The sequence below is a fragment of the Bacillus sp. FSL K6-3176 genome (assembly GCF_038003325.1).
Lineage (GTDB): Bacteria > Bacillota > Bacilli > Bacillales > Bacillaceae > Bacillus > Bacillus altitudinis.
In genome coordinates, this window is record NZ_JBBOOX010000001.1 from 485,991 (window position 1) to 500,642 (window position 14,652).

At 41.5% G+C, this 14,652-nt stretch carries 9 protein-coding genes and 1 riboswitch; all 9 genes read left to right on the top strand.

Annotated features, from left to right (window positions below; genetic code table 11):
• Positions 1 to 85: 85 nt before the first annotated feature.
• The 9 genes from MHB38_RS02360 (at position 86) to MHB38_RS02400 (ending at position 14,512) form a co-directional block, all read left to right on the top strand.
• Positions 86 to 1,141, top strand: coding sequence for a tartrate dehydrogenase (locus MHB38_RS02360; protein WP_048002377.1), 1,056 nt, complete (start codon positions 86 to 88; stop codon positions 1,139 to 1,141).
• Positions 1,142 to 1,213: 72 nt separating this feature from the next.
• Entirely contained in the window at positions 1,214 to 3,400 is a 2,187-nt protein-coding gene (locus MHB38_RS02365) for a DNA topoisomerase III (RefSeq protein ID WP_341002251.1), read from the top strand.
• Between the two features lie 197 nt (positions 3,401 to 3,597).
• Entirely contained in the window at positions 3,598 to 4,680 is a 1,083-nt protein-coding gene (locus MHB38_RS02370) for a glycosyl hydrolase family 8 (RefSeq protein WP_144740422.1), read from the top strand.
• Positions 4,661 to 5,512, top strand: coding sequence for a GGDEF domain-containing protein (locus MHB38_RS02375; RefSeq protein WP_017358417.1), 852 nt, complete (start codon positions 4,661 to 4,663; stop codon positions 5,510 to 5,512). Before MHB38_RS02370 ends, MHB38_RS02375 begins: the two co-directional genes overlap by 20 nt.
• The gene (locus MHB38_RS02380; protein ID WP_341002256.1) at positions 5,502 to 7,220 is read left to right on the top strand and encodes a DUF2334 domain-containing protein; all 1,719 of its coding nucleotides are present in this window, start codon (positions 5,502 to 5,504) and stop codon (positions 7,218 to 7,220) included. Before MHB38_RS02375 ends, MHB38_RS02380 begins: the two co-directional genes overlap by 11 nt.
• Before the next feature lie 37 nt (positions 7,221 to 7,257).
• A complete protein-coding gene (locus tag MHB38_RS02385) occupies positions 7,258 to 8,481 on the top strand; it encodes a glycosyltransferase family 2 protein (protein ID WP_220482513.1) in 1,224 nt (407 codons plus the stop codon).
• 4 nt (positions 8,482 to 8,485) lie between these two features.
• Positions 8,486 to 10,567, top strand: a complete 2,082-nt coding sequence (locus MHB38_RS02390) for a cellulose biosynthesis cyclic di-GMP-binding regulatory protein BcsB (RefSeq protein ID WP_335357699.1) — start codon at positions 8,486 to 8,488, stop codon at positions 10,565 to 10,567.
• A gap of 66 nt (positions 10,568 to 10,633) precedes the next feature.
• Positions 10,634 to 10,781, top strand: a riboswitch (cyclic di-AMP (ydaO/yuaA leader).
• Between the two features lie 112 nt (positions 10,782 to 10,893).
• Positions 10,894 to 12,720 carry an APC family permease gene (locus tag MHB38_RS02395; RefSeq protein WP_035703793.1) on the top strand — a complete coding sequence of 609 codons (1,827 nt, stop codon included), beginning with the start codon at positions 10,894 to 10,896 and terminating at the stop codon, positions 12,718 to 12,720.
• A 70-nt stretch (positions 12,721 to 12,790) separates the two neighbouring features.
• A complete protein-coding gene (locus tag MHB38_RS02400; protein WP_048001264.1) occupies positions 12,791 to 14,512 on the top strand; it encodes a pyruvate oxidase in 1,722 nt (573 codons plus the stop codon).
• The last annotated feature ends 140 nt before the right edge of the window (positions 14,513 to 14,652 follow it).

Below are 14,652 nucleotides of genomic sequence, written 5' to 3' on the forward strand. Positions count from 1 at the left end.
TTTTTGTTTATTGAAAGAACATGAACTCTTTAGTAAACTCAACTTAATCGGTCGACGGTCGACCATTCATAAGGGGGAGAATACAATGAAACACTTTTCGATTGCGACGATACCTGGTGATGGGGTAGGAAAAGAAGTTGTACCAGAAGCAGTACGTGTTTTGAAAGCGATATCAGAGGTGCATGGCGGTCTGACTTTTTCTTTTCAGGATTTTCCGTGGAGCTGCGAATACTATTTAGAGCATGGCGAGATGATGCCAAAGGATGGATTGGAACAATTGAAAGCCTTTGACAGTATTTTCTTAGGGGCTGTCGGTGATGCCAACTTAGTGCCTGATCATATCTCGCTTTGGGGACTGCTCATAAAAATTAGACGGGAATTTGAACAGGTGATTAACGTTAGACCTGCAAAACAGCTGAGCGGCATCCGTTCTCCGCTTGCTCAGCCAAAAGATTTCGATCTACTAGTTGTAAGAGAAAATGGAGAAGGCGAATATAGTGAAATTGGGGGCCGGATTTATCAAGGGGAGGATCAGCTTGCGATTCAAAATGCCGTCTTCTCTAGAAAAGGGACAGAACGTGCGATTCGTTTTGCTTTTCAATTAGCAGAAAAGAGACGAAACCATGTAACAAGTGCAACAAAGTCAAACGGCATCGTGCATACCATGCCATTTTGGGATGAAGTGTTTCAAGACGTCTCAAAGGACTACCCTAATGTGGCGGCAGATTCTCAGCACATTGATGCGCTCTCAGCCTTCTTTGTCACAAGACCAGAGAAATTCGATGTGATTGTTGCCAGCAATTTATTTGGTGACATTTTGACGGATCTTGGTGCCGCTATCATGGGTAGTATTGGTGTCGCACCAGCAGCCAATATCAATGTAAATGGCAAATATCCATCCATGTTTGAGCCAGTACATGGATCAGCACCAGATATCGCTGGAAAAGGGATCGCAAACCCTATCGGACAAATCTGGACCGCTAAACTCATGCTTGATCATTTCGGAGAGGAAGAATTAGGCACACACCTTCTCGATACGATTGAATCTGTCACAGCAGACGGCTTTTTAACGGCAGACATCGGCGGAGCTTATCAAACACAAGAGGTCACAAACGAAATCATTAAACGCTTGAAGAAATAATCCGTCATTAGAACCACATCTCCACGTCTGCTATAATAAAAGGATGGATAGAAGAAAGAGATGTGAAATCTAGTGTCAAAAACAGTTGTATTAGCAGAGAAACCTTCGGTAGGACGTGACCTTGCACGTGTGCTGAAGTGTCATAAAAAAGGAAATGGTTTCTTAGAAGGAGATCAATACATTGTCACGTGGGCGCTTGGCCACTTGGTGACACTGGCTGATCCAGAAGGCTACGGGAAAGAATTTCAATCCTGGCGCCTAGAGGATTTACCAATTATTCCAGAACCACTCAAGCTTGTCGTGATGAAAAAGACAGGGAAACAGTACCAAGCGGTCAAAGCGCAGCTGGCGAGAAAAGATGTAAAAGACATTGTCATCGCAACAGATGCTGGACGTGAAGGGGAGCTTGTTGCAAGGTGGATTCTTGAAAAAGCCCATGTGAAAAAGCCTCTAAAACGTCTATGGATTTCGTCTGTTACAGACAAAGCCATTCAAGAAGGGTTCAAACGATTAAAAGACGGCAGAGAGTATGATAACCTGTATCGCTCGGCGGTTGCGCGTGCAGAGGCCGACTGGATTGTAGGGATCAACGCAACAAGAGCGCTGACAACGAAGTTCAATGCGCAGTTATCCTGTGGACGTGTGCAAACGCCAACGATTGCTATGATCGCCAAGCGAGAGGAAGACATTCAGCAATTCCAGCCGAAGCTGTTCTTTGGGCTGACTGCACAAGTAGATGGACTGACGCTGACTTGGCAGGATGCAAAGACAAAACAAAACCGTACATTCCAAGAGGATGTAGTGAAGGAGCGCTTGGCAGCCTGTAAAGGAAAACCTGCAGTGATTGATGCACTGAAAAAAACAGCGAAAAAATCCTTTGCTCCAGGATTGTATGACCTGACAGAATTGCAGCGTGATGCCCATAAACGCTACGGTTTTTCAGCAAAAGAAACACTGTCTACACTTCAGCGCCTGTATGAGCAGCATAAGCTCGTCACATATCCTCGTACAGATTCACGTTTTATTTCGGCAGATATCGTTCCCACATTAAAAGATCGACTCAAAGGAATGAACGTTAGACCTTACGCGCAGCATGTGAATCGTATTTTACAATCAGGCATTAAAGCACATAAAGGTTTTGTCAACGATGCCAAAGTGTCAGATCACCATGCGATCATTCCAACCGAGGAAGAGCTGTATCCAGGTGCATTAAGTGATAAAGAGCGTAAATTATATGACCTGATTGCCAAGCGATTCCTCGCTGTACTGATGACCCCTTTTGAATATGAGGAAACAACAGTGATCGCCAAGATCGGCAGTGAGACATTCACAGCGAAAGGAAAAATTGTGCAATCAGCCGGTTGGAAAGCCGTGTACGATGATTCCTATGAAGACGAGGAATCAGCCGAAGCAGATCAGCACTTGCCGGCATTAACAGAGAGGCAGTCACTTGACGTACGCCAATTAAAAGAGACAAAAGGCGAAACGAAACCTCCTGCTCGTTTTAACGAAGCGACCCTTTTATCTGCCATGGAGAACCCGTCTGCATTTATGGAGAACAAGGAAAAAGACTTAGTGAAAACCCTTGGTGAAACGGGTGGATTGGGGACAGTGGCAACTCGAGCTGATATCATTGAGAAACTGTTTAACAGCTTCTTAATTGAGAAAAAAGGCAAAGACATCTTCATCACATCGAAAGGGAAGCAGCTGCTTTCTTTAGTACCTGAAGATTTAAAGTCACCTGCGTTAACAGCGGAATGGGAACAAAAGCTTTCTAAAATTGCGAAAGGCCAATTGAAAGCTTCTCAATTCATGAGTGAAATGAAGTCATATGCAAAACAAGCCGTATCTGAAATCAAACAAACGAACCAAACCTTTAAGCATGACAACATGACAGGCACACATTGCCCTGACTGCGGAAAACTCATGTTAAAAGTGAACGGGAAAAACGGCACCATGCTTGTTTGTCAGGATAGAGAATGCGGACATCGAAAAAATGTGGCAAAGAAAACAAATGCACGCTGCCCGAACTGTCATAAAAAGCTTGAGCTGCGCGGGGAAGGCGATGGCAAAATATTTGCCTGTGTTTGTGGTCATAGAGAGAAACTGTCTGTTTTCGAAAAACGCAAATCACAATCCAATCAAAAACGAGCCAGTAAGCACGATGTGTCTAAATATATGAAGAAACAAAAGAAAGTGGAAGAACCAATCAATAACGCACTTGCAGAACAATTGAAGAAACTAAAATTAGATCAATAGTTGTGTAAAAACCCATGTGAATTCGCATGGGTTTTTTGTTTGTTCGAGTATTTTGGCATGTTGTTTTTCTGTAAATGGGAATATGTAAGCGAAAAGACTCGTAATTTGGTATAAAATATTTATTTTCATTTAAACAGAAACGCTCTATAATAAATCGTTAGATGCTTAGAGAGAACAAGGATTGAAAGGGGACACGAATGGATACACCCATACATCGTACAGCTATCGCTATACTCATTGTCATTCTACTAGGCGGATGTACCTGGAAACAGCAGCAACATACAGCTCAACCAGAACCTGCAAAGCCAGTATTGTCAGGAGAGTACTTTATGACTCACCACTTAATGACAGACCAAGGCATGATTCGGACCTCGCTTGCGGAGCAGCCTACTTACTTATCAGAATCGCTCGGACTTTGGATGGATTATCTTGTTAGAAAAAAAGATCAAACATCTTTTGATCAACAGGTAGACGTCCTGCGCACTCAATTCTTACTGGAACATGATCTTCTTAGCTGGCAAATCGAATCTCATCAAAAAAGCAAAGTCAATGCTTTAGTTGATGACTTACGTGTAGTAACAGCACTTCAAAAAGCAGATCAATTGTGGCAGAAGTCAGTGTATCAAACCACAGCCAAAAAAATCGCAAAAGCGTTAAAAGACAAAAACATGTTCAAGGGTATGTTGACCGACTACTATGATGCATCGACAAAGCAAACTTCACACACAATCACACTTTCATATCTTGACCCAAAAGCAATCAAAGAACTAGTATCCCTCCACCTATTCACAGAACAAATGATGAACAACCAATTGGCCATTCTAAAAAATGCACCGAGACAAAAAGGATTTTTTCCAAAATCCTATGACATAGCGAAGAAAGTCTACTCATTTGATCAGGAAATCAACTTGATCGACCAGCTTTATACGGCTCTTTATGCCGAACGTGCACAGGTTGATACAAAAGTCATCATGAAATGGCTGAAAACCAACTTCCAAAAGGAAGGAAAACTGTATGGACGATATAAACTGAGCACATTACAGCCAGCAGTGACGTATGAATCGCCTTCAGTCTATGCACTGGTGATCTTCTATGCACTCAAACAAGGAGAAGATGATTTTGCAAAAGACATCTATCACCGAATGAAAGAGCTGCAAATCCAAGATCCTCTCAAGCCTTATTACGGAGGCTATATGAACGAAAAAGATACACACTCATTTGATAATTTATTGCCTCTAATTGCAGAAAGGGAGCTTCTAAATGAAAAGGTTATTCAGTAACACCTATCGCACGTATTATACGGTGCTCCTCACGTTTGCGGGACTCATTTTATTTATGGGCTACTTGAATGGACGTGATGCGGAGAGTGTCATGATCATCACACTCACATTTGTCGTGATAGGATGCGGCATTTTATTTGGTATTTTGCCAGCATTGGTTTTTACTTTGTTGATTTTGTTCTTTATAGGAAGCGGGATGTTCTTTACAGAGCTTGGTCACACAAATTCCCTCTTTTCTCATCAAACCTTGCAAGATGTCGTGATATGGGGCGTGGCGCTTCTCTTTTTTGCTATTTCTGCTGGAAACGTACATGAGCGAATAAAAACGATGCGTCACACCATTGACCAACAAAAGAGGGCCATCAAACAATTTGTAGCGATTGACTCAACCACAGGATTTGACAATGCAGAGCGGATGAGACTCGAGTTGTCTGAGGAAATGAAACGAGCAGAACGATACAAACAGCCATTCGTCTTTATCCTTCTTCATATGCACTACTCAGCTGAATTCAAAACATTATATGGAGAAAAAGAAATGCAGCATCTTTTCCAGCAACTCAGTATGAAGATACGCGAAAGTGTGAGAGAAACGGATAAGAAATTTCGATTATCCGAAGAACGAATCGGGCTGCTGCTCACTCACACACCTGCAGAAAACGTCTCGATCGTTCTTGAAAAGCTAAAGGATAAACTGCAAACGCATGTCCTGCTAAATGGTCGTGAAGTGACCTTAACCTTTCATGTCTGTCATTTAACAAGCAGCTCGGACTATCGGACACCAGAGCAATTTTTAGAAGAACTAGAAAACGAGATGATGATGAATGAACTTTAATGTTTTGACGAAATGTTGTTTGTTAATCGTTCTTTTCTCTATGCTTTCGATCAAAGACAATTCATCAGCCGGTGCACTTGAGAAAGAGTCCAGGACCCTCATCGTCTATTCCACACAATCGGGTGAGGCAACGCCAACTGTTCATATGCTTGATGTACTTGTGGGGCATTTTTCCACACGAACAACCATTTTATCTGATGAACAAATCACTGAAAAGAACCTCAATAACTTTCAGCAAGTTATCTATATAGGTGAAGAAAAGAAAACGTTGAAAGCACAAACCGTACGTCTCATAAACGAATCAAAACGCTTAATTGCAATAGGACACAATGCGGAACAGCTTCGCCCATTCTCCAAGCTTACTTTTCACAAACAAGATCACATCAGTCAAATCAAAGATACTGATGATCAAGAATACCGTCAGCTAGAGAGAGGAATCACAGCTCAGACGGTTCAAGGGACAGATCTGCAACGTACATTCTTATTGAAGAAAAATCAAGCTGAGCAGCCATTTGTGATTCAAACAAAAGAAGGTGCGGCATATATCGGAATGCTAAATATCCTTCAGCACGACAAGCTGCTTGCAGAGGTGCTTGAAAGTCTTCTCCTGCCGGCTTCTAGTCAGACGAAGACAAAGTACTTACAAATTGGGGAGATTAACCCCGTCACGGATGAGAAGAAGTTACTTGAACTTGGACGATACGTAACAGCTCGCCATATCCCTTTTCTGCTGGCGGTGACCCCTATATGGATTGATCCAGCAACAGGGGATGAAGTGACGCTCAGTGACCGGCCTAAACTTGTCCACGTGTTAACACAATTGCAAAGCAATGGAGCTAGTGTCGTTCTTCATGGGTTTAGCCGTACGTATCGAACGGAGGAGTCGGGGAAAGGCTTTGAATTCTGGGATGTAAAGTACGATCAGCCCGTTACGTCAAATGAACCAGAGAAAGCTGATCAACAGCTGAACAAAAGCTTTTTTCCAAATGAAAAAGATTTTAATGCGTATATCAAATCCAATCAACATCAAGAAGCCATCTATACAGAAGAAAAGCTGACAAAAGGCATTGAACTGCTCGCGCAGCAGGGGTTATATCCGCTTGCATTTGAAGTGCCAAATGACGCCATTTCCCTGCAAGGCTATGAAGTGATTTCCCGCCATATGTCCAGTCTATTTGGACAGGTGCAGCTCTCAGACCGTACATGGAAATCAAGTAGTGAATCACCATTTTTGTCGACACCCGCCATGCTTCATGGCATGACTTTATATCCTGAACAGTCTATAGATACAGCGTCTGACCAAGAAGGTGCAAACATACTGACAGAGCAAACAATTCAATCCATGCAGCATATCCAATCCGCCGCCATTGGGCTGTCCTATGATGTGGAAGCGGGGATAGATGGGCTGCAAGATGTAATCACACAAATGGATGCGATCCCTTCTAGTGAATGGCTAGATTTAAAGAAAACAAAACAGACTGTTGAAACCCCGCATGTCCAGATCAAAACAACAGGAAATGGACATATTCAAATAGAGCAATCCAATATAGCTGAACCAAAAACACACAAACGAAGCGGGATGGAAAATATGCTTCGAATACTCACAATGGTGGTTCTGCTCTTTATTGTGGCATTTGCTTTTTACACATTGTATTTAAGGCTGACGATGAAAAAACGGATCTTTAAGGAGAGAAAATCAGGTGGCTGATATCTTATTTTACCTATCATTAATACTGATTTGGATCATGCTCCTATATCATATGTTTCTGATGCAGGGAGGCTTTCAGCACTATTTAACTTACGAAAAAGTGCTGCCTAAATGGACGAAACAAGGGAAAGATCTGCCGACCGTCAGCATTCTCATTCCAGCACATAATGAAGAAGTAGTCATTCGGCAGACGCTAAAAGCTATGGTCCAGTTATCCTATCCCAAACACCTTCTTGAAATCATTGTGATTAATGACAATTCCTCTGATCGTACAGGGGAGATTGTGCAATCATTTAGTGAGCAATACGATCATGTTCATATGATTGAAACAAAACCACCATTTGCAGGGAAGGGGAAATCTACTGCACTGAATGAAGGCTTGAAGGCTTCGACAGGAGACGTTATTTGTGTATACGATGCAGATAATATGCCTGAAAAGAAAGCCGTCTACCATTTGGTTCTTGGATTATTGAATGATCCTAAAGCAGGTGCTGTTGTCGGGAAATTCAGGGTCATCAATGCAGCCAAAAACCTCCTGACAAAATTCATTAACATAGAAACGATCTGCTTCCAGTGGATGGCGCAAGGCGGGAGATGGAAATGGTTTGGCATTGCGACGATACCAGGCACCAACTTTGCGATCCGCCGGCACATTTTAGAAGAGCTTGGCGGCTGGGATGTCCATGCACTAGCTGAAGACACTGAATTAACAATTCGTGTGTATAATCTGGGCTATGTGATTCGGTTCTTTCCTGCTGCGATTACATGGGAACAAGAGCCTGAAACATGGAAAGTCTGGTGGCGGCAGAGAACACGCTGGGCTAGAGGCAACCAATATGTTGTGCTCAAATTTTTAAGACAGTTTATGAAATTAAAACGAAAACGAATGATTTTCGATTTATTTTATTTTTTCTTTACGTATTTCCTATTTTTCTTTGGTGTACTGCTCTCCAATGGCATTTTTATTGTAAACTTATTCGTTGATCTTCACTTATCTGTGGGAGCTGTGGCACTCATCCTATGGGGGTTAGCCTTCTTCCTCTTTTTAACAGAAGTGATGATTACGTTAAGCATAGAGAAAACAGAGCTGACCAAACAAAACATTCTCATTGTCGTTCTCATGTACTTTACCTATTCCCAAGTATGGATTGCGCTTGTTGTGTACTCCTTATGTGTAGAGGCGAAAAGCCGATTATTGAAACAAGAAGTGAAATGGTACAAAACCGAGCGTTACAATCAACAACAAAAGAAAAGCGGGTGACATATTGAAATCGTTAAAATGGTTGATTTATATATTAGGATTATCCTTAGCGATCCAGCCTTTTTTCATGGCAGGTCAAGCAATGGCGCAATCCAACCGAGTTCAAGTCAAAGATGAGTGGATTCATTCTTCAAAAGAAAATAAAACAAAAACGCAGCATCTATCAGAAGACGTAGTGACCTTATATGGACAAGAAGACCGCACTGAATTTACCTATCAAGTGGATCAGGAAAAAACAGAGTCAAGCACATTGACGTTCAATATAGAGGCTTCACCATTATTGATTTCACCTTCCTCATTCACTGTTATGATTGATGGAGAGATCGAAAAGACCATCCCTGTATCAGGGAAAAACCAGAAGAAGTCGATTCAAGTCAAGTTGAACAAAGCACAATTGAAAAAAGGTACTCATCGCATTCAGGTCACATTTTATGGTGTTTTAAAAGAAGGCGTGTGTATCAACCAAGAGACACCTGCCAATTGGCTAAAAGTGTATCCTGAAAGTGAACTTACATTCAAAGGAATCAAGACGAAAGATTTCACATTAGATAGCTTTCCATCACCTTTTATTCAAACAGGTGATCAGAAAGAACAGACAGACATTGTCATTCCTAATTCACCGGATGCAGCTGAATTAGAAGCAGCTATCAAAGTATACCGTACGTTGAAAAACAAAGATCGCCAAAAAGAGATCAAACTTATCCAAGAAAAGGACATCAAGCAAGTGGCTCACCCAACGATTGCTGTGGGAGCTATAGGAAGCTGGGATGGACGGATGAAAACGATTGAACAAGCTGCAGGAATTAAAACGAAAAGCAGTCATCTTACGTTAGCGATGAGAACTTTGACAGCAAAGAAAACAGAACAGCCCATTCTATTTGTGACAGCGGAAAAGCCTGTGACAATCGCTGGAAAAATCAATGTTCTAACTCAGTCAGAATTAACGGATCAACTGACTGGAACAGACCTAGTGCTTCAAAAGGCTGCAGCTCAAACGTCTAAACCATCTCACAAGATTCGTTTGAAAGATTTTGGCGGAGATGATGTCACGGTTGGGACCAACAAGACGGCATCCGACCACTACTATTATCCGAAAGCGCTACTGGCTAACCAAAAATCAGGTGCAAAGCTCAATCTTTCATTCAAAAAATCTGATACAGCAGCAAGCAAAACAGAACGGTTAACTGTTATGATCAATGACGAACCGCACGACGTACCATTAACAAAACTAGGCAGCAAAGATGCGAATGGATTCTATCATGTCTCGATTCCAGTAGATTCAAAGATACTTCAAAAAAATGAATATATTGATTTGCAATTTGTCACAAGTGGTTTTAAAAACATGGAATCTTGCAGACATACGGATGAAGAAGGCTGGATATTCATTGACAAAAATAGCTCTTTACAAATACCAGAAGGAACAACGAGTGAAAAGCCAGATTTAGCCGCATGGCCGCTCCCGTTCACTTCGAAAAATACATTGATCATCATACCAGATCAAATCAAACGTGAAACAATCAATCAAATGGCCATGTTGACGGAATCCTTTAGTCAGCCAGAAGTAGCTCAATATCATTTAATAAAAGCTTCTCAAGTGACAAATGAACAATTGAAAAATCACCCTCTCATTTTCATCGGAGGCATTCAGACGTTCTCTCTTCTGAAAGAAAAAGCAGCCGATCTCATTGTTCCGGTGAAAAAGGATCAGTATGATGTATCTTCTTTCGGCATGATCAATGAAACAACGGCTCGAATTGTGTGGACGCAGCCATCTGTTTGGAATAAAGAACAGACAATGACAGTCTTTTCAGGAATGACTGCAGCTGAAGCTAACGTGTCAAATGAAGTAATGCAATTTCTTCAAACAAATACAGAAAAAGCAACAGTTGCAATAGAGAGTAAAAACAAAGGCGTGTTTACTAATCATCAATCCGTCAGCAGCACATCGAACAGTCTGAAAACAAGTGAAAAACAAAGCAGCAGCGAGTCTTGGATTTACTTTGTGTGTATCGCTGCACTCATCCTTTTTGTGCTTGTGATGATTGTCTATTTCGTACGAAAAAACCGTAAAAAGACTGAGTTCTAAACGATCAAAAGACCTTGAAAAAATCTCTTTACTTTGGTGTCAAACGGGAGTATGATCTCTTTTATAAAAGACCAATCGCTGAATCATTTCGATGAGCGGGGGAACCAATTGTGGTGGTATAAAACACCACGTGGGGTGAATCCTTTTAAGGTAGGGCAAAATCTCATGCGCCCGAATCCGTCAGCTAACCTCGTAAGCGTTAAAGAGAGCAAAGACCAACCTGTGATCTAAACAATAGGCACAGGGGCATTCTATTGCCTCTGTGTCTTTTTGGCGATCCAAATTTTGTAACTCAAATCGTTTGACACTAAAGGAGCGGGCAACACATGTACAGTTTGATGAAGCGTATTTTAATTGGTAAACCATTAAAATCACAGGCAGCAGGAGAACAAAAACTATCAAAAATCAAAGCTTTGGCATTATTGTCATCAGATGCATTGTCGTCAGTCGCATACGGTACAGAACAAATCTTGATTGTACTATCAGTTGTTAGTGCGGCAGCGTTTTGGTACTCACTCCCGATTGCAGGTTGTGTATTAATTCTTTTAATGGCGTTAATTCTATCTTACCGCCAGATTATTTATGCTTATCCAGAAGGCGGCGGGGCGTATGTCGTCTCCAGCAGAAACTTAGGTGAAAAACCAGGGTTGGTTGCTGGTGGATCATTACTCGTCGATTACATTTTAACCGTAGCAGTGAGCATTTCTGCTGGGACCGACGCGATCACATCGGCTTTTCCAGCTCTATATCCATATCATGTCATGATCTCAATTGTATTAGTCCTAGTGATTATGGTGTTAAACCTTCGTGGACTGACAGAGTCGGCATCTATTTTGGCTTATCCTGTGTACCTATTTGTCTTTTCGTTGCTCATTTTAATTGGGGTGGGCGGGTTTAAACTATTAACTGGGCAAGTGCCGCCAGCACCTGAACATACAGCATTTGGCACACATGTATCAGGCATCACGTTATTTCTTTTATTAAAGGCATTTTCGTCTGGCTGTTCTGCTTTAACTGGTGTTGAAGCGATTTCTAATACAATTCCATCCTTTAAAAAACCAGCTGCACAAAATGCAGCGAGAACTTTATTGATGATGGGGGGATTACTGGCCGTTCTATTTGTAGGAGTGACATTGCTTGCGTTTGGTTTTGGCATCTCGCCAAAGCCAGAAGAAACGGTTGTGTCACAGATTGCATCAGACACATTTGGACGGACGTTTTTCTACTATGTCATTCAGGCTGTCACAGCTTTAATTTTAATATTAGCGGCAAACACAGGCTTTTCAGCTTTTCCATTATTGGCTGTTAACTTAGCAAAAGATAAATATATGCCGCGTATGTTTACAGTGAGAGGAGATCGGCTCGGTTATTCCAATGGTATTATCTTTTTAGGTGTAGCTTCTATGCTGCTTATTTGGTTATTTGATGGGAAAACGGAACACCTCATTCCACTTTATGCTGTCGGTGTGTTTATTCCATTTACCTTGTCTCAGACAGGTATGTGTGTAAAGTGGATTCGTGAAAAACCACAGGGGTGGAAAGTGAAAATGCCTATCAATATCGTAGGAGCACTTATTTCATTTACGGTTTTCATGATTCTCATTTTGACCAAGTTCCATCTTGTATGGCCAGTATTTGTTTTCATGCCAATTGTTCTATTTATTTTTTATTCTATTAAGAAACATTATCTGTCTGTTGGAGAACAATTACGTTTATTGAATGAAACCGAGCCTGTCGAAATCAAAGGAAATGTGGTCATCGTCCCAATAGCAGGTGTCACACGTGTCGTCGAACAATCTGTGCAATATGCAAAATCCTTATCAGACCAGGTCATAGCGGTTCATGTATCGTTTGATAAAGAGAAAGACAAGAAAATTGAAGCTGATTGGGAAAAGCTGAATAGTGATGTGCGTCTGGTGATTTTACATTCGTCTTATCGAAGTCTCATTCACCCGCTTGATAAATTTCTTGAAACGATTGAAGCGAAAGCAAATGCACATCAATATAGAGTGATGGTGCTCGTCCCTCAATTTATTCCGAAAAAAAGATGGCACACCATTTTGCATAATCAATCTGCTTTCTTATTAAGATTCCGTTTATTATGGAAACGGGATATTGTTGTCGCCACTCTTCCATATCACTTTAAAAAGTAACAAGAGCAAGTTGAAACGTTTGATCAAAAGGGTGCGGTGGTATGGAGTAAGAAAAAAGGAGTTTTCTCACATGCCGCAAAGAACCGCAGGAAAAGAAGTAACAGCGCTACTGGAAGAGTGGGGCGTGAAACATATTTATGGAATGCCCGGCGACAGTATTAACGAATTAATCGAAGAACTAAGGCATGAATCAAGCAAAATTCAATTTATACAAACAAGACATGAAGAAGTGGCAGCACTTTCAGCAGCAGCTGATGCGAAACTAACAGGCAAACTTGGAGTTTGTTTATCAATTGCTGGGCCAGGTGCTGTCCACTTATTAAATGGACTATACGATGCAAAAGCGGACGGTGCACCTGTATTAGCGATAGCAGGGCAGGTTGCCTCAACTGAAGTAGGTAGAGATGCATTTCAAGAAATCAAATTAGAGCGGATGTTTGACGATGTTGCTGTCTTTAATCAGCAAGTACAGACAGCAGAAGCTCTGCCTGACTTATTGAATCAAGCCATCAAAGCTGCTTATACCCATAAAGGGGTGGCGGTTCTCACTGTCTCAGATGATTTATTTTCTCAGAAAATTAAGCGGAGTCCCGTTTATACATCACCTCTTTATGTAGAGGGAGATGTGCGGCCGAAGAAAGATCAACTGCTAAAGGCTGCTCAACTCATTAACAATGCGAAGAAGCCAGTCATCTTAGCAGGAAAAGGATTAAGAAATGCAAAAGAAGAACTTCTTTCGTTTGCAGAAAAGGCAGCTGCACCGATCGTCATTACACTTCCTGCAAAAGGTGTTGTTCCAGACAGGCATCCATACTTTTTAGGGAACCTAGGTCAGATCGGGACGAAGCCTGCATATGAAGCGATGGAAGAGTGCGATTTATTAATCATGCTTGGAACCTCCTTCCCATATAGGGATTACTTACCGGAAGACACACCTGCCATTCAATTGGATATCAAACCGGATCAGATCGGTAAAAGATATCCGGTAGAAGTGGGGATTGTAAGTGACAGTAAGACTGGTCTTCATGAACTAACCTCTTATATTGAATATAAAGAGCAGCGCGGTTTCCTTGAAGCTTGCACAGAGCATATGATGAAGTGGCGAGAAGAAATGGATAAGGAAAAATCTATTGCCACATCACCGCTTAAACCGCAGCAAGTCATCGCTAGATTAGAAGAAGCGGTCGATGATGATGCTATTCTTTCAGTTGATGTCGGTAATGTGACGGTATGGATGGCACGTCATTTCCAAATGAAGCAGCAGGATTTCATTATTTCCAGCTGGCTTGCCACAATGGGCTGTGGTTTACCTGGCGCAATATCAGCTAAATTAAACGAACCAAACCGCCAAGCCATTGCTGTCTGTGGTGACGGAGGCTTCACAATGGTGATGCAAGATTTTGTAACGGCGGTAAAATATAAACTGCCAATTGTCGTTGTGATCTTAAACAACAACAACCTTGGTATGATTGAATATGAACAACAGGTAAAAGGCAACATCAACTATGGTATAGAGCTGGAAGATATTGATTTTGCAAAATTTGCAGAAGCATGCGGTGGTAAAGGAATCTCGGTGTCATCACATGAAGAACTAGCACCAGCCTTTGATCAAGCACTTCAAGCTGAGAAACCTGTGATCATTGATGTTGCGGTGACCAATGAACCACCGTTACCTGGTAAAATCACTTACACACAAGCAGCGGGCTTTAGTAAATATTTATTGAAAAAATTTTTTGAAAAAGGTGAGCTGGATATCCCTCCACTCAAGAAAAGCCTTAAACGCTTTTTCTAAACAGCAGGTAGTCGGTCTTCTAATTAGAAGACTGACTTTTTTTGTTGAATAGGTAAAATCATTTCAATTATCACTTGTTTTCTGCTGTATAAAAATATACAGACTGGATTTTTTGCAACTTAAAGCCTATTTTTCCAATT